Source organism: Variovorax sp. 05T418 (assembly GCF_056396385.1).
On record NZ_JBFTLJ010000004.1, the window covers coordinates 665,922 to 688,054 of the forward strand.

General features: G+C 69.7%; 21 protein-coding genes. 7 read left to right on the top strand and 14 right to left on the bottom strand.

All coding sequences use genetic code 11. From position 1 onward, the window contains the following. The first annotated feature begins 68 nt into the window (after positions 1-68). Together AC1DMS_RS11720 and AC1DMS_RS11725 are read left to right on the top strand one after the other, a co-directional pair. Positions 69-1,319 (top strand): Y-family DNA polymerase, encoded by a 1,251-nt coding sequence (locus tag AC1DMS_RS11720; RefSeq protein ID WP_478181032.1) that lies wholly within the window; start codon positions 69-71, stop codon positions 1,317-1,319. A 13-nt stretch (positions 1,320-1,332) separates the two neighbouring features. Continuing rightward, positions 1,333-2,013 carry a TIGR02117 family protein gene (locus AC1DMS_RS11725; protein WP_478181033.1) on the top strand — a complete coding sequence of 227 codons (681 nt, stop codon included), beginning with the start codon at positions 1,333-1,335 and terminating at the stop codon, positions 2,011-2,013. 6 nt (positions 2,014-2,019) lie between these two features. On the opposite strand, the gene AC1DMS_RS11730 is transcribed toward AC1DMS_RS11725, so the two are convergent. Next, positions 2,020-3,093: a purine-nucleoside phosphorylase gene (locus AC1DMS_RS11730; RefSeq protein WP_478181034.1), complete on the bottom strand. Its 1,074-nt coding sequence runs from the start codon at positions 3,091-3,093 to the stop codon at positions 2,020-2,022. A gap of 122 nt (positions 3,094-3,215) precedes the next feature. Here AC1DMS_RS11730 and AC1DMS_RS11735 point away from each other — a divergent pair, with 122 nt between their 5' ends. Further along, a complete protein-coding gene (locus AC1DMS_RS11735) occupies positions 3,216-4,463 on the top strand; it encodes a DNA topoisomerase IB (RefSeq protein WP_478181035.1) in 1,248 nt (415 codons plus the stop codon). Here AC1DMS_RS11735 and AC1DMS_RS11740 read toward each other — a convergent pair. After that, positions 4,409-5,086: a hypothetical protein gene (locus AC1DMS_RS11740; RefSeq protein ID WP_012746466.1), complete on the bottom strand. Its 678-nt coding sequence runs from the start codon at positions 5,084-5,086 to the stop codon at positions 4,409-4,411. The two genes, AC1DMS_RS11735 and AC1DMS_RS11740, sit on opposite strands and share 55 nt — an antisense overlap. Before the next feature lie 184 nt (positions 5,087-5,270). Further along, entirely contained in the window at positions 5,271-5,450 is a 180-nt protein-coding gene (locus AC1DMS_RS11745; RefSeq protein ID WP_012746465.1) for a DUF3606 domain-containing protein, read from the bottom strand. Between the two features lie 143 nt (positions 5,451-5,593). On the opposite strand from AC1DMS_RS11745, the gene AC1DMS_RS11750 reads away from it, so the two are divergent. After that, positions 5,594-6,010: a nuclear transport factor 2 family protein gene (locus AC1DMS_RS11750; RefSeq protein WP_278880468.1), complete on the top strand. Its 417-nt coding sequence runs from the start codon at positions 5,594-5,596 to the stop codon at positions 6,008-6,010. Here AC1DMS_RS11750 and AC1DMS_RS11755 read toward each other — a convergent pair. From AC1DMS_RS11755 to AC1DMS_RS11765, 3 genes are read right to left on the bottom strand one after another with little or no spacing between them, the layout of a single operon-like run. Continuing rightward, positions 6,007-7,512 carry a class I adenylate-forming enzyme family protein gene (locus tag AC1DMS_RS11755; protein WP_478181036.1) on the bottom strand — a complete coding sequence of 502 codons (1,506 nt, stop codon included), beginning with the start codon at positions 7,510-7,512 and terminating at the stop codon, positions 6,007-6,009. The genes AC1DMS_RS11750 and AC1DMS_RS11755 overlap by 4 nt on opposite strands. A 5-nt stretch (positions 7,513-7,517) precedes the next feature. Then, entirely contained in the window at positions 7,518-8,504 is a 987-nt protein-coding gene (locus tag AC1DMS_RS11760; RefSeq protein WP_012746462.1) for a Bug family tripartite tricarboxylate transporter substrate binding protein, read from the bottom strand. A 43-nt stretch (positions 8,505-8,547) separates the two neighbouring features. Next, positions 8,548-10,875, bottom strand: a complete 2,328-nt coding sequence (locus AC1DMS_RS11765; RefSeq protein WP_478181037.1) for an acyl-CoA dehydrogenase — start codon at positions 10,873-10,875, stop codon at positions 8,548-8,550. Between the two features lie 106 nt (positions 10,876-10,981). Between AC1DMS_RS11765 and AC1DMS_RS11770 the strand changes: the two genes are divergently transcribed. Genes AC1DMS_RS11770 through AC1DMS_RS11780 form a run of 3 tightly spaced genes read left to right on the top strand, consistent with a single transcriptional unit; the run spans position 10,982 to position 14,313 of the window. After that, positions 10,982-11,770 carry a citryl-CoA lyase gene (locus AC1DMS_RS11770; protein ID WP_478181038.1) on the top strand — a complete coding sequence of 263 codons (789 nt, stop codon included), beginning with the start codon at positions 10,982-10,984 and terminating at the stop codon, positions 11,768-11,770. A gap of 5 nt (positions 11,771-11,775) precedes the next feature. Further along, on the top strand, positions 11,776-12,939 hold the full coding sequence (locus tag AC1DMS_RS11775) for an acyl-CoA dehydrogenase family protein (RefSeq protein WP_478181039.1): 1,164 nt from the start codon (positions 11,776-11,778) through the stop codon (positions 12,937-12,939). Between the two features lie 9 nt (positions 12,940-12,948). Then, entirely contained in the window at positions 12,949-14,313 is a 1,365-nt protein-coding gene (locus AC1DMS_RS11780; protein ID WP_478181040.1) for an MmgE/PrpD family protein, read from the top strand. 6 nt (positions 14,314-14,319) lie between these two features. Here AC1DMS_RS11780 and AC1DMS_RS11785 read toward each other — a convergent pair whose 3' ends face one another. From AC1DMS_RS11785 to AC1DMS_RS11820, 8 genes are all read right to left on the bottom strand, one after another. Beyond that, positions 14,320-15,027, bottom strand: coding sequence for an arylmalonate decarboxylase (locus AC1DMS_RS11785; RefSeq protein WP_478181041.1), 708 nt, complete (start codon positions 15,025-15,027; stop codon positions 14,320-14,322). Beyond that, positions 15,028-16,032, bottom strand: coding sequence for a Bug family tripartite tricarboxylate transporter substrate binding protein (locus AC1DMS_RS11790; RefSeq protein WP_478181042.1), 1,005 nt, complete (start codon positions 16,030-16,032; stop codon positions 15,028-15,030). It abuts the gene before it with no gap. A gap of 137 nt (positions 16,033-16,169) precedes the next feature. Beyond that, entirely contained in the window at positions 16,170-17,324 is a 1,155-nt protein-coding gene (locus AC1DMS_RS11795) for a mandelate racemase/muconate lactonizing enzyme family protein (protein ID WP_278881433.1), read from the bottom strand. Positions 17,325-17,434: 110 nt separating this feature from the next. After that, the gene (locus AC1DMS_RS11800; protein ID WP_478181043.1) at positions 17,435-18,322 is read right to left on the bottom strand and encodes a LysR family transcriptional regulator; all 888 of its coding nucleotides are present in this window, start codon (positions 18,320-18,322) and stop codon (positions 17,435-17,437) included. A gap of 19 nt (positions 18,323-18,341) precedes the next feature. Beyond that, positions 18,342-19,232 (bottom strand): LysR family transcriptional regulator, encoded by an 891-nt coding sequence (locus tag AC1DMS_RS11805; protein ID WP_018903192.1) that lies wholly within the window; start codon positions 19,230-19,232, stop codon positions 18,342-18,344. A 96-nt stretch (positions 19,233-19,328) separates the two neighbouring features. Beyond that, positions 19,329-20,234 carry an SDR family NAD(P)-dependent oxidoreductase gene (locus AC1DMS_RS11810; protein WP_028253956.1) on the bottom strand — a complete coding sequence of 302 codons (906 nt, stop codon included), beginning with the start codon at positions 20,232-20,234 and terminating at the stop codon, positions 19,329-19,331. A 114-nt stretch (positions 20,235-20,348) separates the two neighbouring features. Then, on the bottom strand, positions 20,349-21,227 hold the full coding sequence (gene queF / locus AC1DMS_RS11815; RefSeq protein ID WP_307593519.1) for an NADPH-dependent 7-cyano-7-deazaguanine reductase QueF: 879 nt from the start codon (positions 21,225-21,227) through the stop codon (positions 20,349-20,351). Next, complete coding sequence (locus tag AC1DMS_RS11820) at positions 21,224-22,123, bottom strand: alpha/beta fold hydrolase (RefSeq protein WP_478181044.1); 900 nt, start codon at positions 22,121-22,123, stop codon at positions 21,224-21,226. The genes queF and AC1DMS_RS11820 overlap by 4 nt, the downstream gene beginning before the upstream one ends. Between the last annotated feature and the right edge of the window lie 10 nt (positions 22,124-22,133).

The window sequence follows — 22,133 nt, forward strand, 5'->3', positions numbered from 1 at the left end:
ATCGGCCGCATTCTTGCACGCGGCCGCCCGGCAGGCGAACATCGCCCGGCCGCGAGACAATCCATGCCGTGAGCTCCCCGACCGTTCCAACGCCCCCGATCCGCCGCATCGCCCACCTCGACATGGACGCCTTCTACGCGTCGGTCGAGCTGCTGCGCTATCCGCAGCCCAAGGGCCTGCCGGTGGTGATCGGCGGCGGGCGGCGCAGCGTGGACGAGGCGATCCGCCACGTGCCCGAGGGCGGCACGCTGGCCGACATTCCGGTGGAGGCCTTTCCGCGGCTGAGAGACTACGTGGGCCGCGGCGTGATCACCACCGCCACCTACCCGGCGCGGCAGTTCGGCGTGGGCTCGGCCATGGGGCTCATGAAGGCCGCCAAGCTGTGCCCGCAGGCCATCATCCTGCCGGTGGATTTCGAGGAGATCCGCAAGTATTCGCGCACCTTCAAGCAGGTCATCAGGGAGGTCGCGCCGCTGATGGAAGACCGCGGCGTGGACGAGGTCTACATCGACTTCACCGATGTGCCCGGCGGCCAGCGTGAAGGCGGCCGATCGCTCGCGCGGCTCATCCAGAAGGCCATCCTCGACGCCACCGGCCTCACCTGCTCCATCGGCGTGGCGCCCAACAAGCTCATCGCCAAGATGGCGAGCGAGTTCAACAAGCCCAACGGCATCTCGGTGGTCTACGAAGACGACCTGCAGACGCGCATCTGGCCGCTGCCCTGCCGCAAGGTGAACGGCATCGGACCCAAGGCCGACGAGAAGCTCAAGCGCTTCGGCATCGAGACCGTGGGCCAGCTCGCGGCGCGCGAGCGCGACTGGCTGATCCAGAACTTCGGCAAGTCCACGGGCGCGTGGATGCACGAGGTGGCCTGGGGCCGCGACAACCGGCCGGTGGTGACCGAGAGCGAGCCCGTGTCGATGAGCCGCGAGACCACCTTCGACCGCGACCTGCATGCGGTGCGCGACCGCGCCGAGCTGGGCGCGATCTTCACCCACCTGTGCGAGAAGGTGGCCGAAGACCTGCAGCGCAAGGGCTACGTGGGCAAGACCATCGGCATCAAGCTGCGCTACGACGATTTCAAGATCGCCACGCGTGACCAGACCATCGAGCGCCACACCGCCGACGGCAAGACCATCCGCCAGGTCGGCGGGCTGTGCCTGAAGCGCGTTCCGCTGGAGCGCCCGCTGCGCCTCCTGGGCGTGCGCGTGGGCGCGCTTGCGAAGGCCGGCAGCCCCGAGGCCACGGCGCCGGCTGTGGTCGGCCCGGCCTCGCGCGCGTCGGCGGAGGCGGCCTCGGCCACCGCGTCGCTCTTCTGAAACACCCGGCGCCGTGATCAGACGCTGGCTCCGGCGCATCGCATTCACGCTGCTGGGCTTCACGCTGGCCGCGGGGCTGTACGTGGGCGCGGCCTGCGCGCTGATGCTCTGGCCGGCCAATGCACGGGCGCCCGCGCCGCCGCCCGCCGTCCAGGCCTGGGTGCTGAGCAACGGCATCCACACCGACCTGGTGTTTCCGATCCGCTCGGCCACCGTCGACTGGCAGCAGCTCTTTCCGTTCGCGCATTTCAAGGCCGTGCCGCCCGATGCGGAGTTCATCGCCATCGGCTGGGGCGACCGCGAGTTCTACCTGCACACGCCCACCTGGGCCGACCTCACGGCCTCGCGCGCATTGGGCGCCCTGCTCGGCGGCAACCGCGCGCTGCTGCATGTGACCTACCTCAGCCGTACCTCATTGACCAGGAACGCCTTCCACCTGCCGCTCTCACAGGCGCAGTACGCGCAGCTCGCGGGCTACGTGCAGGCGACGCTCGCCTCGGGCGGCGCGACACCCGTTGCCGGCGCCCACTACGGCAACGACGACGCCTTCTACGAGGCCGAAGGCGGCTACCACCTCTTCGAGACCTGCAACACCTGGACCGGCCGCGGCCTGCGGCAGGCGGGCGTCACGGTGAGCCGCTGGACGCCCTTCGATTTCAACGTGACGTGGCACCTGCAGCCGGTGCGGCCCTGAACCCGCTCAGGGCTTGGGCACGCCGGCCTGCCACTGCGGCCAGTTGGCGACGATGTGGTCCACCACGCGCGTGCCCACCAGCGCAATGTTCTCCACCGTCTCGGCAAAGCCGCCCGCCGTCTCGCCCGGGGCCGGGTCCAGGTGCTGCAGCGTGCTTTCCTTCGGGCTGCCCTGGTCGAAGTTGACGGCACCGCGCAGGCTCATCACGCGGTCGGTGCCATGGGTGCGCTTGATCACGAGCGTGATGGCGGCGGCTTCCATTTCGGTGATCACGTAGTCGTCGGCGCCGTAGAGCCTGGCGATGTATTGCGCCTGCTTCGACATGCCGGGGCCGTGGAAGAAGGTGTCGCCGGTCATGTGGGTGCCGGTGGCCACGAAGGGCGCGCGCCGCGCGGCCGCATCGGGGTAGCGCAGGCGGTACTTGCGCGCGCTGTCCGAATCCTTGAGCGGCGTGTCGGACGAGAGCTTCATGGCCCAGCCCACGAGGTCGGGGTTGAGCTTGAAGCGGCGGTATTCCTCGTAGCCCTTGCGCGGCATGAAGGTGGGTTCGCCGGGCTTGTTCTCCTCGGGCGCCCAGCGGTGGCCGAGGTCGTAGTCCACGAGCCAGGTGGCCCAGCTCACCTCGCCGATGGTGCCGCGCGCCGGCGGCGTGCCGGCCACGCCGGAAATCACGTAGTAGGCCTGCGAGAAGTCGAACTGCGGGTTCAGCAGGATGGCCTGCATCGACGACGAGGCGTTGACCTTGCCCATGCCGAGCACCGCGCCGCACACGCCGTCGGCATTGCAGTACACCGGCTGCAGCGCGCCGGGCACCGCCATGGGCGCGGCGCCCTTCCAGTAGCGCTCATACCAGTGCTGGAACTCGCCGGCCCGGTCGCCGGTGTTCTGGCCGATCTCGAACATGGCCGCGACGAAGACCTTCACCTTGACGGGTGCGGCAGCAGCAGCAGCTGGGCGTGCAGCCGATACCGGCGAGGTCGGCGAAGTTGGGGAAGCGCAGGCCGCAACGAGCAGCGCCGCACCGCAGGCCGAGAGCCAGCGCACGCAGGAAGACGGAAACGGCCGATGGAAGAACATCATTTCTTTGGGACTCCAGGAAAAGAACAAAGCGCCTCCATCGCACCAGCGGCGATTGCGGCGTCCTACAGGCGGCGATTGTCGGTGCAGGCACAAGCGCTGGGTACCGTCACCACGCAAACCCCATGCCGGCCCGCTCCAGATCGACCGCCCCGCCCTCCAGGCCCTCGCCGACGGCCGCGCCCATTGCCAACGGCCTGGTCTACGTGAACCCCGACATGCCGGGCATCCGGCGACTGAAGCACGGCGAGCACTTCCGCTACCGCGACGCGCAGGGCCGCTGGGTGCGCGATGCGGACGAGCTCTCCCGCATCCGCATGCTGGCGATTCCGCCGGCCTACACGCAGGTGTGGATCTGCCCGCTGCCCAACGGCCACCTCCAGGCCACCGGCATCGATGCCCGCGGCCGCAAGCAGTACCGCTACCACCCCGACTGGCGGCTTTTCAAGGACGAGACCAAGTTCGAGCGCCTCGAGGCCTTCGGGCTCGCGCTGCCGCGCATCCGCGCCCGCGTCGCGCGCGACCTGCAGGAAGGCGCGGCAACGGCCAAGGCGCCCGGTCGCCAGCAGGTGCTGGCGGCCCTGGTGCGGCTGCTCGACACCACGCTGCTGCGCGTGGGCAACGAGGAATACGTCAGCAGCAACGGCTCCTTCGGCCTCACCACGCTGCGCAACCGGCACGCGGCCGTGCAGGGCGCGGCGCTGCGGCTGCGCTTCAGGGGCAAGAGCGGCGTGATGCATGAAGCCCGGCTCGACGATCCGCGCGTGGCCAGGGTGGTGCGCCAATGCCAGCAGCTGCCCGGCCAGGCGCTGTTCCAGTACCAGGACGAAGACGGGGAGCTGCGCAGCGTCTCGTCCACCGACGTCAACGGCTACATCGCCGAAGCCTCGCCCGGCGAGCGCTTCACCGCAAAGGACTTCCGCACCTGGCACGGCACGGTGCAGGCGCTGGAGCTCACGCGGCTTGCCTGCGAACCGGGCCGCACGGCCGCCGACGGCAGGCGCTACAGCGCCAAGGAAATACTGGCCGCCGTGGCCAGGCAGCTGGGCAACACGCCCGCGGTCTGCAAGAAGGCCTACGTGCACCCGGCCGTGCTGGCGCTGGGCAGCGCGCTTGCGGGCGACGAGGAAGACCCCGCGGCCGAACTGCTGCGAAAGATGTCGGCCCGTACCGCCGCGCGCAAGACGCGCGGGCTCCACGCCGCCGAACAGCGGCTGCTCGCCTTCCTGCGGATGCATCGGCAAGGCCAGGCGCGCCAGCAGCGCGAGGCGCGCAGCGCCAACGGCCGGCGCAAGGCCGAAGAAGAACGACGAAGGCCTCAGCCCGGCGCGAGCGGAAAGCGCACGCTGTCGCGCTCGAGCGCCACGGTGTAGCCCAGGTCTTCCGCCAGGCTCTGGAGCGCAATCGCGTCGATGGCCAGCGCACGCGGGGCGCGGTGCGCGTCGAGCACCGGGCTGGCACCGGCGGATTCGCGCGGCAAGGCGCTGAGGCGAAGCGCGTTGCCGCCATCGGCCTCGATGCGGATCGCGCCGGCTTCGGATGCGCCGTCGTGCAGGTATCCGAGGCCGCCAAGCACCAGGTAGCGCAGCGCGGCGCCCTGGGGCCAGCGCGTTTCGCCCTCGCGCGGTTCGAGCGCGGCATCGACAGCCAGCTCGACGCCGTGCATGTCGAAGGCTGCGCGCATCAGGCCCACGCACTGCGCCACCAGCGCGCTGCGCGTGATGCCGTCATCCGTCGTGGCCAGCTCCCAGTCGCGCAGCGAGCGGATGCCCTCGACGAGTTCGGACACCTGGTTGTCGATCAGCGCCACGCGCTCCTCGCAGACCGGTGCATCGATGACCGGCGCGCCGATCTGGCGCTTGAGCATGAGCAGCGCCATGCGGATCACCGACACCGGGGCCGCCATGTCGTGGCGCAGTGCCGGCAAGGCGCGGGTGAGCAGTTCGTGGCGTACGCCGGCGGCGATCCAGCTTCGGGCTCCGGGCGAGGCCTTCATTGGGCGCGGAGAGCCGAAGGCTTCGCCTCGGTGAGGGGGTGGCAGGCCCGCGGACCACTGCTGCTGGTGCGGGGTTCGGCATTCGGCTCGTTCACTTTGCGCGTCCTGAAGCGAAGGAAAGCCAAAGTATCGGTCCCGCCCCCCGCAGCGGGTGTAGGAGCGTACCTACGCTTTCGCCACCCGCCTAGGGTTTGCCGAGGTAGACCCGCACGTCCTTCACCTCGACGCCCGCGGCGGCCACGGCCGAACGCAGCTGCGCCTCGGTCACGCCCAGCGTCTCGGTCCAATAGCGCACCTCGTGCGGCTCGTTGACATTGATGCGGGTCCGGTCCTGCGGGCCGCGCTTGTTCGGGTCGTCTGCCATGGCGTGCTTCCTGTATTTGGTGTGTCGATGCAGGGACGATGCGCGCCCCTGCGGCGCGGCACTGGCGGACGGCGGCGCGGCTCCTTGCAGGAAATGTCCGAAACCGGCGTGCGGGCGCCGCGGGCCGCGCCTATGGTCGGCGCATGAACTCCGAACAGAACAAGCGCACCATCGCCGACGCCTGGAAGGCTTTCGCAAGCCGCGACCCCCAACGCATCGCATCCTGGTTCACCGAGGATGCCGAATGGCTTGCGCCGCGTGGCAATGCCACCGCGCTGGCGCTCGATGCGCCCGACCACATGATCGGCCCCCACGCCATCGTGCATTTCCTGGCCGAGAGATTTCCGGCGCTCTTCGTCTCCGATGTCGCGGTCGATTTCCGCAGCCGCTATTGCGAGGGCGATACCGTGATCGTCGAGCTGCGCCTGCAGGCCACGCTCGCGAACGGCCGCCGGTACGACAACGACTACTGCTTCATCTTCGAACTGCGCGATGGGCGCATCGCCCGCGTGCGCGAGTACATGGACACGCAGAAGGGCCGCGCCTGCATCTTCGGCTAGGGCCGGGTGGCGCGCGCCTGCAACTCGCGCTTGAGCAGCTTGCCGTTGGCCGTGGTCGGCATGGCGTCGACGGTCTCGATGCGCGCGGGCCGCTTGTAGGGCGACAGGTGCTCCGCGAGGTAGGCGCGCAGCGCCGGTTCATCGAGCACGGCGCCGGGCTTCATCTCGACGAAGGCGACGATGCGCTCGTTGCCGTCGGCCTCGGGCACGCCCACCACCGCGCAAAGGTGCACGCCGGCGAAGCGGCCGATCACCGCCTCGATCTCCGCGGGGTACACGTTGAAGCCCGAGCGGATGATCATTTCCTTGAGCCGGCCGACCACGAACAGCGCACCGTCCGCACCGAAGCGCCCGAGGTCGCCGCTCGCATACCAGCCGCCGGGGCGCATGACCTGCGCCGTGGCCGCCGCATCGCGGAAGTAGCCCAGCATGAGGCCGGGCCCGCGCAGCCAGATCTCGCCGGTCTCGCCCGGCGCCAGGTCCTGGCCATCGGGGCCCACGATGCGCGCCTCGCCGCCCTCGACCACATGGCCCGCGGCCGTGTCCGCACGCGGTGCCTCCACGCGCGTGAGGAACACCGAGCCCGCGTACTCCGACAAGCCATAGCCGTAGTGCAGCGGCTGGCCGAACAGCGCCTCGACGCGCTGCTTGAGCGCTGGATCGAGCGGCGCCGAGCCGGTGTAGGCATAGCGCAGCGCCGGAAAGCGCGGCGCACCGTGCCCGGCCTCGATGTGGGCCAGCAGCCGCGCATACATCGTGGGCGGCCCGAGCAGGTTGGACACCTCTTCATGCGCCAGCGCATGCAGCATGTCGGCCGGCGAGAAGCTCGCGCGCAGCACCAGCGCCGCGCCGCCCGTGAGCGCGGCCATGAGCACCGTGCCGATGCCGAAGATGTGCGTCATCGGCAGGAAGGCGTAGACCCGGTCGTGCGCGCCCAGCGATCGCACGCCGGCCGACACGCGGCCGAAATGCAGCAGCCCGCGGTGCGACACCATCACGCCCTTCGGCGTACCCGAGGTGCCTGAAGTGAAGATGATGGCCGCGGTATCCGCGAGCGCGGGATCGGCCTCTGGCCTGGCCTCGGCGCGCACGGCCGAGCGCATCACGCCCGGCAGCGCCGAGGGCACCGCACCGGCGCGCTGGGCATGCTGCCGCGCGGCGTCCGAGGCATCGGTGGTGAAGCAGCACAGCCGCGCATCGGCGCGGTCGGCAATGGCCGCGACCTCGCCGGGCGACATGCGCGCATTGACCCCGCACGACCATGCGCCGATGCGGCTGCACGCCATGATGAGCGCGATGTGCGCGGCGCAGTTCTCGGCCACCAGCAGCACGCGGTCGGTCGGCCGCACGCCGGCGGCCAACAGGTCCTGCGCGGCCGCCTCGGCCATGGCCTGCAGCGCGCCGTACGACACGGTGCCCGATGGTTCGAAGAGAAAGGCGTCGCGCGGCGACTGCAATGCGCGCGCTTCGAGCAGCTCGTGGATCCGCGTGGGTGCCGGCATTTCGCTCATTCCGCCTCGATGCCCTGCGCCGCGGTGGCCCAGAGCCTGCGGTCGGCCTGGCCCTTGGCCGCGAGCAGCTCCGCGCCGCCGCTCCAGACCTCGTAGCCCTGCTCGCGCAGCCGATGGGCGACATCCTCACGCGCCAGCGCCTTGTGCGCGGCCGCGTTCAGGCGCGCGACCAGCGCCGCGTCCATGCGCGCAGGGCCATAGAGGCCGAACCAGCCGCCCACGTCGTAGCCGGCCACACCCGACTCGATCATGGTCGGCACCTCGGGCAGCATGCGGTTGCGCTGGCGCGAGGTGACGGCCAGCGCGCGGATCTTTCCCGACTGGATGAAGGGCCGCGAGGTGGCGATGATGTCGAACATCATCGTCACGGTGCCGCCCATCACGTCGGCCAATGCGGGTGCGCTGCCCTTGTAGGGCACATGCGTGAGCTGCACGCCGGTCATCTTCTCGAGCAGCGCGCCGCTCAGGTGATTCGACGCGCCGATGCCGGCCGAGCCGTAGAACACCTTGCCCGGCCGCGCCTTCGCATAGGCCAGCAGCTCGGCCACGCTGTGCACCGGCAGGTCCTTGTTGACCACGAGCACGTTGGTGTAGTCGACCAGCGGCGCGATGGGCGTCAGGTCCTTCATCGGATCGAAGGGCATCCTGCGCTGGATGTTCGGATTGATGGTGATGGTCGGGCTTGCGCCGAAGAACAGCAGCGCGCCGTCGGGCACGGCCTTGGCCACCGCATCGCCGCCCACCGAGCCGCTGGCACCGGGGCGGTTGTCGACGATGACCTGCGTGCCGAGCTCCTGGCTCAGCGCGGGCGCAAGCAGGCGCGCCGCGCCGTCCACCGGGCCGCCGGCCGAATAGCCGACCACCAGCTTGATGAGCGGCGGCAGAGGCTGCTGCGCGAAGGCGCGATGCGGCAGTGCAGACAGCGCCGCGCTGCCTGCCATCGCGGCCATGAGGTGGCGGCGCGAGAAGTGAGTCGATGTCATGGCGTTGTCTCCTGTTGTGTATTTCTTCGGCGGCTCGCATCGATCAGGCCGGCAAGTCCAGCACCTGCCGCGCAAGGATGTTGCGCTGGATCTCGTTGGTGCCGCCATAGATCATTGCGGCGGTGGAGCCGATGAGCGGCGACAGCACGTTGAAGCTCTGCCCGTCGAGCAGCTGGTCGCCCGCGACGGCGCCCTGCTCTTCGCCGGCCTCGACCAGCAGCGCGCCGATGCGGTGGTAGGTTTCACTGGCCCATATCTTGAGCAACGACACCGACGCCGGCAGCGGCTGGCCCGCGCGCACGATGTCGGCAAAGCCCGTGTATGCAGCCGACAGGTCGAGTACGTCGAGCCGCAGTGCGGCAAAGCGCTGCGCGAACACCGGGTCCGCAAATAGGCGCCGCGCCTGCGCCAACCGCGCAAGCTGGCCCAGCGCGTACTGCGACTGCTTGGGGCTGCCGAGAAAGATGCGCTCGAAGCCCAGCAGCGCCTTGGCAATCGTCCAGCCGCCATGCAGCTTGCCCACGAGGTTTTCGGCCGGCACGCGCACGCTGTCGAAGAACACCTCGCAGAACTCGGGCTCGCCCGAGAGCGTATGGATGGGCCGCACTGTGATGCCCGGCGTGCGCAGGTCGCACAGCAGGAAGCTGATGCCCTCCTGCTTGCGCGCGGCCTTGTCGGTGCGCACCAGCATGAAGATGTGGTTGGCGTCCTGCGCGAGCGTGGTCCAGATCTTCTGGCCATTGACGATGAAGTGATCGCCCTCGGCATCGCGCCCCGCCACGGCCTCGGTGCGAAGGCCCGCCAGGTCGGAGCCGGCGTTGGGCTCCGAATAGCCCTGGCACCACACATGCTCGCCGCTCAGGATGCGCGGCAGGAAGCGCTGTTGCTGCCCGGTCGTGCCATGCTGGATCAGCAGCGGGCCGATCATCACGATGCCCTGGTCCGGCGCGCGCGCCACGCCGTGCTGCTCGAGTTCCTCGATCCATGCAATGAGCTTGTCGGCCGGCAGTCCCATGCCGCCATGCACCTGGGGCCACGCCGGCGCGATCCAGCCCTGCGCCGACAGCGTGAGATACCACTCGCGGATCTCGCTCCAGCGCGCGCGGTGCGACAGGTAGCGCAGCTGCTGCGGATAGCGCTGCTGCAGGAAGGCGCGCACCATGCGCCGGAACTCGGCCTCGGGCATCGCATGCCAGTCGGCGCTGCGCGGAAACTCGCCCTCCCATGCGGCGGTGCCCGCCCGCGCTTCACCGCCGTCGGCCAGCGCGGCATGCCGGCGCTGGTGCGCGGCCACGTTGCCGAGCCACGCCGAAAGGCACAGCGTGCGCTTGTAGTAGAGGCTCAGGTCGCACTCCTGCGTGTAGCCGATGGCGCCATGCAGCTGCACCGCCGTGCGCGAGGCCTGCAGCGCCGCGGCGGTGCAGCGGGCATTGACACGGCTGGCTTCGGCTTCGAGCCGCTCGGCCGGGAGCCCCTGGTCCGCCAGTGCCAGCACCTCGGCGAGCGCGGCCTGCGCCACTTCGAGGTGGATGAACATGTCCACGCAGCGGTGCTGCAGCGCCTGGAAACTGCCGATGGGCTTGCCGAACTGCGAACGGGTGCGCAGGTAGGCCAGCGTCTGCGCGAGCATCGCCTGCCCCACGCCCAGCAGCTCGGCCGCCTGCAGGACCTGGCCGGCCGCGAGTGCATGGCGCAGCGCGTCCTGCGCGGCGGGGCCTTCGGCCAGCACCGCATCCGCGGGCAGCGCCACCTGCTCGAAGCGCAGGCTCGCAGCCTGGCTGCCGTCCACCAGCGGCACCAGGGTTTCGCTCACGCCGGCCGTGCCGCGCGGCACCCACAGCAGCACCGCGTCGTCGCTGCCGCGCGCCGACACCAGCCAGCCGCTGGCGGCCGCGCCGGGCAGCACCATGAGCTTCTCGCCCTGCAGCAGCACGCCGCCCGCATGCCCCGCGCGCGGCTCGCAACCGCAGGCGAGCGGCACGGCGCTCAGGTCGCCGGCGCTCTCCTGCCAGGCCAGCGCAGGCAGGCTGCGGCCCGCGACCAGTTCGGCCAGCAGCGACTGCGCGGCCGGAGCCGCGAGCCGCGCGAGCAGCATGGCGCTCAAGCCCGCCACCGCCAGCAGCGGCTCGGGTGCCACATGCTCGCCCGCAGCGCGCAGGATCTGCGCGGCGCCCGCAAGATTCAGCCCCAGCCCGCCCGCGGACTCGGGTGCCAGCATGCCGGTCCAGCCCAGCTCGGCCATGGCGCTCCAGCCCTGCGCCTCGTCGGCATCGGGCCGCTCCATGCGCTCGCGCCGCCGCTGGATGGAACGGCTGCGAACGAAGTAGTCGAGCGCAGCATCGCGCACGGCGGAAAGTGATTCTGTGTCCATCGCCGCAGCGTGACAGAACGCCCCGCCGCGCGGCATTTGCATTTGCCGAAGGGAGGGTTTCGCATTCACAGACCCGCCTCGCGCGAGGGCGGCATAGATTCGGCGCATGACCACCACAAAGATCAAGAAATCCCTGCACACCGAGCTCGGCCACAGCACGCCCGACCGAATCACCGTGCGCGGGCGCGACCTGCCCTCCGAGATCCTCGGCCACCTGAACCTCGGCGACATGGCCTTCCTGGAGCTCACGGGCCGCATCCCGACACCGCAGGAGTCGGTCACTTTCAACGCCATCGTCGTCACGCTGGTCGAGCATGGCATCACGCCCAGCGCGCTGGCCGCGCGCCTCACCTATGCAGGCGCGCCCGAGGCGCTGCAGGCCGCGGTGGCCGCGGGCCTGTGCGGGCTGGGCACGGTGTTCGTGGGCAGCACCGAAGGCGCAGCGAAGATGCTCTACGAGGCCATTCCCTTCGGCGAGAAGCCGGCGCGGCCGCTGGCCGACATGGCGAAGGACATCGTGGCCGACCACCGCGCGCGCAAGCAGATCGTGCCGGGCCTGGGGCATCCGCTGCACAAGCCGATCGACCCGCGCACGCCGCGCCTGTTCCAGATCGCCGAGGAGAACGGCCTCTCGGGCCATTACGTGGCGCTGATGCAGGCGGTGCAGCAGGAGGCCGAGCGCGTCTCGGGCAAGTCGCTGCCCATCAATGCGACGGGCGCCATCGGTGCGATTGCGGCCGAGTTCGGCTTTCCGTGGAAGATCATCCGCGGCCTCGGCGTGATGGCGCGCGCCATCGGGCTCGTGGGCCACCTCTTGGAGGAAATCGACGACCCGATGGCCATCGAGATCTGGCAGCGCGTCGAAAAAGAAGCCGGCGGCCCGCGCCAGGATTGAACGAGATGAACAACCACAACGACACCCGCTTTGCCGACATCCGCGATGCCGTGCGCGACCTGTGCGCGCAGTTTCCCAACGAGTACTTCCGCAAGATCGACGAGGCCCGCGGCTACCCGGCCGAATTCGTCGACGCGCTCACCAAAGCCGGCTGGATGGCCGCGCTCATTCCCCAGGAGTACGGCGGCTCCGGCCTCGGGCTCACCGAAGCCTCGGTGATCATGGAAGAGATCAACCGCTCGGGCGGCAATTCGGGCGCCTGCCACGGCCAGATGTACAACATGGGCACGCTGCTGCGCCACGGCAGCGAGGCCCAGAAGCGCAACTACCTGCCGCGCATCGCCACCGGCGAGCTGCGCCTGCAGTCGATGGGCGTGACCGAGCCCAGCACCGGCACCGACACCACCAGGATCAAGACCACGGCCGTGAAGAAGGGCGGCCGCTACGTCATCAACGGCCAGAAGGTGTGGATCTCGCGCATCCAGCATTCGGACCTGATGATCCTGCTGGCGCGTACCACGCCGCTTGCGGAGGTCAAGAAGAAGTCCGAAGGCATGTCGATCTTCATCGTCGACCTGCGCGAGGCCATCGGCCAAGGCATGACGGTGCGGCCCATCCTGAACATGGTGAACCACGAGACCAACGAGCTGTTCTTCGAGAACCTCGAGATCCCGGCCGAGAACCTGATCGGCGAAGAGGGCCAGGGCTTCAAGTACATCCTCGACGGCCTCAATGCCGAGCGCACGCTCATTGCGGCCGAATGCATCGGCGACGGCTACTGGTTCATCGACAAGGTCACGGCCTACGCCAAGGAGCGCGTGGTGTTCGGCCGGCCCATCGGCCAGAACCAGGGCGTGCAGTTTCCGATTGCCGAGGCCTTCATCGAGATCGAGGCCGCGAACCTCATGCGCTACGAGGCCTGCCGTTTGTTCGATGCGCGCGAGCCCTGCGGCGCGCAGGCCAACATGGCGAAGTACCTGGCAGCCAAGGCCAGCTGGGAGGCGGCCAATGCCTGCCTGCAGTTCCATGGCGGCTTCGGCTTTGCGTGCGAATACGACATCGAGCGCAAGTTCCGCGAGACGCGGCTCTACCAGGTGGCACCGATCTCGACCAACCTCATCCTGAGCTATGTGGCCGAACACATGCTCGGCCTGCCGCGTTCGTTCTGAAGGCACTCCATGACCACCTCATCGAATCATCCCAGCCGGGATCTCGCCACCTTCGCCGCCCAACTCAAGTTAGCGGACATTCCCGCCCCCGTGCTGCGCCGCACCGAGGACCTGATGCTCGACTGGCTGGGCTCGGTGCTCGCGGCGCGCACGGCACGGCCGGTGCGCAGCATCGAGCGCTTCGCGCAGACGATGGGGCCGGCCGAGGGGCCGAGCGAAATGCTCACCTCGCGCCGCACCACTTCGCCAGTGTTCGCCGCGCTCGTCAACGCCGCGGCCTCGCACTACGTGGAGCAGGACGACGTGCACAACGGCTCGGTGTTCCATCCCGCGGCCGTGGTCATTGCACCCGCGCTGGCCGTGGCGCAGAGCATCGGCGCCAGCGGTGCGCAGCTGCTGACGGCCGTGGTCGCGGGCTACGAAGTCGGCATCCGCGTGGGCGAGTTCCTGGGCCGCTCGCACTACAAGACCTTCCACACCACCGCGACGGCGGGCACGCTCGCGGCGGCCGCGGCAGTGGGCCGGCTGCTCGAACTTGCGCCGCAGCAGATGCTGCACGCCTTCGGCTCGGCCGGCACGCAATCGGCCGGCGTGTGGGAGTTCCTGCGCGATGCGGCCGATTCCAAGCAGCTGCACTGCGCGCATGCGGCCGCGAGCGGACTGATGTCGGCCTACCTCGCGCAGGACGGCTTCACGGGCGCTGCGAAAGTGCTCGAAGGCGCACAGGGCCTGGGCGTCGGCATGTCGAGCGATGCCGATCCGGCGCGGCTCACCGACCGCCTCGGCACGCGCTGGGCACTGGCCGAAACCTCGTTCAAGTACCACGCCTCCTGCCGCCACACGCATCCCGCGGCCGATGCGCTGCTGCAGGTGATGAGCGAGCACCAGCTCGCGCACGGCGACGTGGCCCGCGTGACCGCGCACGTGCACCAGGGCGCCATCGACGTGCTGGGCCGCGTCACGGTGCCAGCCACCGTGCACCAGGGCAAGTTCTCGATGGGCACGGTGCTGAGCCTGATTGCGGTGCACGGCCGCGCCGGCCTGGGCGAATTCGACCGCGACTTTCTGGCGCCCGAGGTGGCCGCGTTCCGCGACAAGGTGGCGATGGAACTCGACGCCGAAGTCGACACCGCCTACCCCGCGCGCTGGATCGGCAAGGTCAGCGTGCAGACCCGCGACGGCCGCACGCTGGCCGGCCGCGTCGACGAGCCCAAGGGCGACCCGGGCAACAGCCTGAGCCGCACGGAGATCGAGGACAAGATGCAGCGCCTCGCGCACTACGGCGAGGGCGCCACGGCCGACGAGGCGAAGGCGCTGTGCCAACGCATCTGGCAGCTCGAGTCTGCGCCGCGCGTGGGCCGCTGGCTCGGCTGAGGCCCTTCAGGCGAACAACCGGCCCTGCCCCGGCGAGCGCGCATCGAGCCCCGCGGTGCGCACGAGGTCCCAGAAGCCCGCGGGCGAACTGGACACCACGGGCACCTGCAGGCGCGCCTCGACCTCGCGCACGGCATCGAGCGTGACGAGGCCGCCGCACGAGATCAGGAGGCCATCGGCGCCGGGTTGGTCTTCGAACACTTTGAGGCACAGGTCGACCAGCACCTGGGTCGGCACCCGGCCCACGGCCTGCACATCGGAGATGGCCAGGCCTTCGAGCGCCAGCGGTTCGAAGCCGCTCTGTTCAAGGTAGGTTCGCAGCTGCGTGTTGACCTCGTCGATGTAGGCGGTGGCGACGGCCACGCGTCGAACCTTCAGGTGATGCAGGCCCGCGATGATGGCGTCGCTCATCGTCGTGCAGGGCAGCTCCGTCGCCTGTTCCATCTCGCGCTGGAGTTGACGCGTGAAGGCGACGCCGCGGAAGAAGCTCAGCGAGGTGCCCATGAGGGAGACGGCGCTGGCGCCCTCTGCCTTGAGTTCCAGCGCTTTGTCGACGACCGAGTCGATCACTTCGGTGTAGCCGCGGGTCGAGATTTCGCCGAGTCCCAAGCCTCTTGCTGAAAAGCGGATGCGCTCGCCGTAGAGCAGCGGGCCGTCCACCGGCACCGCGCCGGCGGCCGGCGGCACGATCAGGCCCAGGTGCGGCCGCGCCATCTACTTGCCCTCCGCCACGATGTTCTGCTCGGCAATGATGCGCTGCCAGCGCTTCGTCTCCTCCGCCATGTCCTTGCCGAGCTGCGCCGGCGTGGCGTAGGCGCGCAGCGTGCCTTGCGCGGCAGCCGCGGCGCCGGCCTCGGGCGTGTCGAGCACGGTCTTCACCGCGGCCGAGAGCCTGTCGACGATTTCGTCGGGCGTGCCGGCGGGTGCGAGCACGAAGATGCGCGGCGCCACGTCGAAGCCCGGCAGCGCATCGGCCAGCGGCGGCACGCTCTCGGCGCCTTCGAGCCGCGCGGTGTTCATCAGCGCGACCGCGCGCAGCTTGCCGGCCTTGGCCTGCGCCATGCCGGCCGTGGCGCTGACCACGCCGATGGGCACCTGGCCGCCGACCACGTCGGGCACGATCTGCGCGGCGCCGCGGTAGGGCACGTGCACCACCTTGCTGCCGCTGGTCTGCTTGAGCATCTCGAAGCCCAGGTGGTGCACCGTGCCCACGCCCGAGGTGGCGTAGGAATAGTGTCCCGGCCGGGCCTTGATCTCCTTCACGAATTCGGCCGGCGTCCTGGCCGGGAAGTCGTTGCCTGTGACGATCATCAGCGGCGAGACGAAGGCGCCCGCGACGGGCCTGAAGCTGGTGAGCGGATCGACCGGCGCCTTCGGCTGCAGCAGCTTGGCGGCCAGCAGCGCGCTGTCGCCCATCATCAGCGTGTAGCCGTCCGGCGCCGACTTGGCGACGTATTCGGCGGCAATCATGCCGGTGGCGCCGGTGCGGTTGTCGACCATCACCTGCTGTCCGAGCACCGCCGACAGGCGCGTGCCGAGCAGGCGCGCGACCGCATCGACGCCGCCGCCGGCCGAATAGCCGACCACGAGGCGGATCGGCTTGTCGGGGTACTTCTGGGCCCAGGCGGCGGGCGCGGCGAGCGTTCCCGCAAAGCCCAGGGCCATGGCGGCACGCAGCGCCTGGCGGCGTGCAGGGCGAGCAATCTCTCTGGCTTTCATCATGTCTCCAATAGTCATCGGTCCGTCGCCGTCTGCGCGGCTCATTCAAGTGCACCCGCGGAACCGGCTTTGCCGGGCCGCCGGGTGCGCCCCCCAGGGGGGGGGAAGCGCCCAAGGCGCTTCGGGGGCGTCCATTTTTATGCTTTGCCCTTGCCGCGCGAAGTCGGCAGCTTCGCGAGCTCGCGCACGCGATCCGCATTGGGCGCGAAGCCCAGGCCCGGCGTCTCGGGCAGCTGCAGCCAGCCGTCCTGCGGCACCGGCAGGCCGTCGAAGACCTGCTTGAGCATCTGCACGGCCACGTAGTGGTATTCGGCCATGCCGCCGTTCGACACGCCCGCATGCAGGTGCATGTTGTGGAAGGGCCAGGCACCGCCGTTGTCGATCGGCACGTTGAAGGCCGCGGCCATGCCCGCGATCTTGAGGCACTGCGAATAGCCGCCCGAGATGGTCACGTTGGGCTGCAGCACGTCGGCCGCCTGGTTCACCAGCAGGTCGCGGAAGCGGAAGGCCAACCCTTCGTTCTGCCCGCAGGCCAGCGGAATGCTGGTGCGCGCGCGCAGCTGGGCCATCTGCCGCACGTCGTTCTGCGTGAGCGGCTCCTCGAAGAAGCTGATGCCGTAGGGCTCGATGCGGCGCGCGAGTTCGGTGGCGTGGAACAGGTCGAGGCCGCAGTTGGCGTCGACGTACAGCTTCACATCAGGACCGACCGCCTCGCGCACGGCCGCCACGCGGCGCACGTCCTCGGCAATGACCTCGTCGATGGGCCGCGGCTCGTCGCGCCGCGCGAGCGCATGGCCGCCGACCGTCATCTTCAGGCGCCGGAAGCCCTGCGAGACCCAGAGCTTGGCGGCGGCGGCGAGCTGGTCGCGCTCGAAGAAGCCGAAGCCGAAGGTCGCATAGACCGGCACCCTGGAGCGCGCACCGCCCAGCAAGCGCCACAGCGGCTGGCCGAGCGCCCTGGCCTTCAGGTCCCACAGCGCGATGTCGAGCGCGGCAATGGTGTGGCTCGCATAGCCGGTCTGGCCGCGCGGCGAGAGCAGCCAGTAGAGCTTGTCCCACAGGCGCTCGGTGGCCATCGGGTCTTCGCCGATCAATGCCGGGCCGGCCACCTCGCGCACGGCGGCGGCAATGATTTCTTCTTCGGTGATGGCCGTCATGCCATGGCCGACAAGGCCGGTGTCGGTTTCGATCTCGGTCAGGCAGAGCGAGAGCGAGGTCTGTTGGTTGAGCCCCAGCACATCGATGGTGACGGGAATGTTCAGCGGCGTGGCGCTGACGCGGATGATCTTCAAGAACGTCTCCTGTTGCTTTGCTTCGGCTGCACGATTCTTGGTGCGCAGGCCGCGGAGAACAATTCGTTTTTGGCGGGCGCGAGGCTTCGCGCCGCGCGAAGGCTCGGGGCTCAGTCCGGCCGGCCGAGGTGCTCCAGCACCGAGCGCGCAGCCGCGGTCAGGTCCTGCTGCCGCCGCACGCACAGCAGGTGGCGGCGCACCGCCCACGGCGCATCGAGCTTCAGGCAGCGCAGCTTCAGTATCTGCAGCTGCGGCAGGATGGCCGCATACGGCAGCACGCCGATGCCCACGCCCTGCTCCACCATGCGGCACACCATGTCGAAGCTGCCCACCTGCATGCGCACCTTGAGCGGCAGCTGCGCCTCCAGCGCCGCGTTCAGCAGCACGCGGTGCAGCGCCGTGCCTTCGCGCACCACGATATGGTCGTGCCGCAGCACCTCCTCCACGCCGATGCGCTTGCGCCTGGCCAGCGGATGGTCGCGCGCCACCACCACGGCCAGTTCGTCGCTGCGGTAGGACAGGCATTCGAGCATGTCGGCGGGCGTGTTGCCCTCGATCACGCCGATGTCGGCCAGGCCGGCCTGCACGGCCTTCACCACTTCGGTGCTGGCGCGCTCCTGCAGGTCGATCTTGAGCACCGGATGCAGCCGCAGGAAGGAGCCGATCTGCGCGGGCAGGAACTGCGCGATGGTGGACGCGTTGGCCGTGATGCTGACCACGCCCGCCACGCCGTTCTGGAAGTCGTCGAGCTCGGCGCCCAGCCGGTCCATGGCCGAGAGCACGGCGCGCGCATGCAGCAGCAGGCCGTGGCCCGCCGAAGTGAGCGTCACGCCACGCGCATGGCGCACCAGCAGCGGCGGCCGCGCGCGGGCCTCGAGGTCGGAGATGCGCTTGCTCGCGGCCGCGAGCGCGATGTGGCAGCGCTTGGCGCCTTCGCTGATGCTGCCGTGGTCGGCCACGGCCACGAACAGGCGCAGCGACTTCAGGTCGGCGGACATGCCCTGCGCGCCCTCTTCTTCAGGGCGCGATGAGGTGGTCGAACAGCTCGCGCGCCGAGGCCGGCAGCTGCTCGCGGCTGCGTGCGATGAGCTTGAGCTCGCGCTCGGCCCAGGCATCGCTGAGCGCCACGGTTGCGATGCGCATCGCCATCGACAGCCGCTGCGCCGACGAGGCCGGCAGCACGCCCACCCCCACGCCCGCCTCGATCATCAGGCAGATCGCCTCGAAGCTGCTGACCTGGATGCGCGGGTTGAAGCCGCGGCCGGCCAGCTCGGCCCGGCGCTGCAGAAAGCGGTGGATGGCGCTGCCGTGGTGCAGGCCCACGTGCTGCTCGTCGAGCGTGTCGGCAAAGGCCACCGAGGCCGCACCCGCCATGTGGTGCGCGGCGGGCACCACCAGCACCAGCTGGTTGCGGCCGAAGGGGCGCGCGTCGAGCTCGCCGGTGTGCACGTCGCCGGCCAGGATGCCGATGTCGGCCTCGCCATCGGCCACGGCGCGCACGATCTCCTCGCTCAGGTATTCGCGCAGGTCCACCTGCACCGCCGGATGCTGCGTGAGAAAGCCGGCCAGCTTCTGCGGCAGGTATTCGGTGATCGAGGTGGTGTTGGCGAACACGCGCACATGGCCCTTGATGCCCTTGCCGAAATCCTGCATGTCGCAGCGCAGGTGCTCCATCTGCTGCATCACGCGCTTGGCGTGGTAGAGCACCGCCTGCCCTGCCGCCGTGAGGCTCACGCCCTGCGCGCTGCGGTGCAAGAGCTTGCCGCCCACGGCCTCTTCCATCTGCTTGATGCGCGTGGACGCGGCCGCCAGCGAGATGCAGGCCTTCTCGGCGCCGCGCGTGAGGCTGCGCGCGTCCGCCACGTAGACGAACAGTTTCAGGTCGAACAGGTCGAAATGCAGGTTCACCGGACAAGCGCGCCAGAAAGAAAGGAAGCGTGCATTGTCCGGCGAATGGCGCTGCGCGCGCCGGCCTCAGGGTTTGACCTCAGGAGCGGGCCCCGCTCAGACCGGGTCCCAGCTGAACACGTCGGCCGAGCGGTCCAGCGGATGGAAGCTCGCGCGCATGGCGGGCATGGCGTGCTCGGCAATGCTTTGCGGGGTCCAGCCCTCGGAGCGATGGATGGAGCGCACCGGCCGCGGCTGGCTGATGAGCGAGATCTCGTTGTTGCGCACCGAGAAGATCTGGCCGTTGACCGCGCCGGCCGCATCGCTTGCCAGGTACACCGCGAGCGGCGCCACCTTGGCGGGCGTCATCTGCTTGATCTTGTCGACGCGGGCGCGCTGCTCGTCGGTGTCGGTGGGAATGGCGCCGATCATGCGGCTCCATGCAAACGGTGCGATGCAGTTGGAGCGCACGTTGAACTTGAGCATGTCGAGCGCGATCGACTTCGACAGCGCCACGATGCCGAGCTTGGCCGCCGCATAGTTGGCCTGGCCGTAGTTGCCGATGAGGCCCGAGGTCGAGGTCATGTGCACCATCGCGCCCGAGTTCTGCTCCTTGAAGTGCGTGGCGGCCGCACGGCTCACGTAGTAGGCGCCGTACAGGTGCACCTTGAGCACGGCGTCCCACTCGTCGACCGACATCTTGTGGAAGAACCGGTCGCGCAGGATGCCGGCGTTGTTGACCACCGCATCGATGCGCCCGAAGCTCTCGACCGCGCACTCGACGATGCGCGCCGCGCTGGCCGCATCGGCCACGCTGTCGGTGTTGGGCACCGCCTGTCCGCCCGCAGCGCGGATCTCGTCGACCACCTGCTGCGCGGGGCCGGCGCTGCCGCCCGCACCATCAAGGGCCGCGCCGATGTCGTTCACCACCACCCTCGCGCCATGGCTCGCCATGGCCAGCGCGATGTCGCGCCCGATGCCGCCGCCCGCGCCGGTGACGACGACTACTTTTCCTTCAACCATGTGTGTCTGCTCCGGATAGCCGCCCGCAGTGTCGCGGGCAGTTCCAGAATGCCACAGGGGCCGCGCTGCGGGTTCCGGATTTCCGAAGAGGGGCTTCGGCGGCGCCCTTGCCCCTTATTGCCGCGCGGTGCGGATGTTCGGCGGCAGCGCCTGCGGCCAGCTGGTGCGGAACGGATTGATGTCGAGCCCGCCGCGCCGCGTGTAGCGCGCATACACGGCGAGCTTGTTGGGCTGGCAGCGGCGCCAGATGTCGGTGAACATGCGCTCCACGCAGGGTTCGTGGAACTCGTTGTGGTTGCGAAAGCTCACGATGTATGCGAGCAGGCCGGCCTGGTCGATGGCCGGGCCGCTGTAGCGGATCTGCACGCTGCCCCAGTCGGGCTGGCCGGTGACGAGGCAGTTGCTCTTGAGCAGGCGGCTGGTGAGCGTCTCGTTCACCGGCGGCTGGGTGCTGTCGCTGGACAGCAGCTCGGGCGCAGGCTGGTAATGGGTGCACTCGATGTCGAGCCGGTCGAGGTCCAGGCCGTCGAGCTCGTGCACCGGCTCGCGGTCGAACATGTCGGGTGCCAGCAGCTTCACGCCGATGCCGGCCGATTGGTCGCTGCCGCGCCAGAGTGCCTCGGACAGGTCGGCGCGCAGGCGGTCTCGCACCGCCTCGACGCTCGCGAAGGCGCTGCTGTTGAAGCTGTTGAGGTACAGCTTGAACGACTTGCTCTCGATGATGTTGGGCGTTTCGCAGGGGATGGTGAAGTGCGCGATGGCCAGCTGCGGCTTGCCGCGCAGGTTGAGCCAGCTCACCTCGAAGGCGGTCCAGAGATCGGCGCCGAAGAAGGGCAGCGCGCCGGCGGCGATGCCCATGGCTTCGCGCTGGGTGCTGCGCGCAATCGGAAAGAGCAGCGAGGGGTCGTACTTGTCGGCATAGGCCGAGGCGCGGCCCAGCTGCGACTGCTCGGGCGTGTTGGGGTTGGCGGGGGGGATGTTGTCGAGGCTCATGGCTTGTGGTGTTCTTCGGCCGCATGCAGGAACGGCGCAATGTGATTGGCGAGGATCGCGCAGACCTCGGGCGGCAGGTCGTGGCCCATGCCGGGAATGCTGACGAACTTTGCGCCCGGAATGCGCTTGGCGGTGTCCAGGCCGCAGGCCATCGGCACCAGCGCATCGGCTTCGCCGTGCAGCACCAGTGTCGGGCACTTGATGCGCGGCAGCACTTCGGGGCGGCGCGCATCGGCGCCAATGGCGAGCATCTGGCGGAACATGCCGGCCGGGCGATAGGCGCGGCGCATGCTGAAGGTGAGGCGCTCTGCCAGCGCCTCGGTGCTTTGCGGATAGGCGGGGCTCTGGATGAGCCTGAGCAGCCGGATGCTGTGCGCCACCAGCTCGGCCTCGCCGCCGCCCAGCGGCCGGCGCAGCAGCATGGCGGCCACGTCGCTGCGCGGTCCGGGCAGGCCGCGCGCGCCGCTGGAGCTCATGATGCTCACGAGGCTGGCCACGCGCTCGGGCGCTTCGGCGGCCAGGTGCTGCGCGATCATGCCGCCCATCGAGGCGCCGATGACGTGCGCCTGCTTGATGCCCAATGCGTCGAGCACGCCCAGCGAATCGCGCGCCATGTCCTGCAAGGTGTAGGCCGATCGGACCTGCAGGCCCAGCTTCTGTCGAATGCTCCCCCACACGATGTTGCCGGTGCCCGCATGGTCGAAGCCCTGGCTCAGGCCGATGTCGCGGTTGTCGTGGCGCACCACGCGAAAGCCCGCATCGACCAGCGCCTGCACGAAGTCCTGCGGCCAGCCGACCAGCTGCATGCCCAGGCCCATGATGAGCAGGGCCACCGGGCGGCCTTCGCCGCCGGTGTCGTCGACCTCGATCTGCAATCCGTTGGCCAGCAGCTTCATGGCGCTCCCG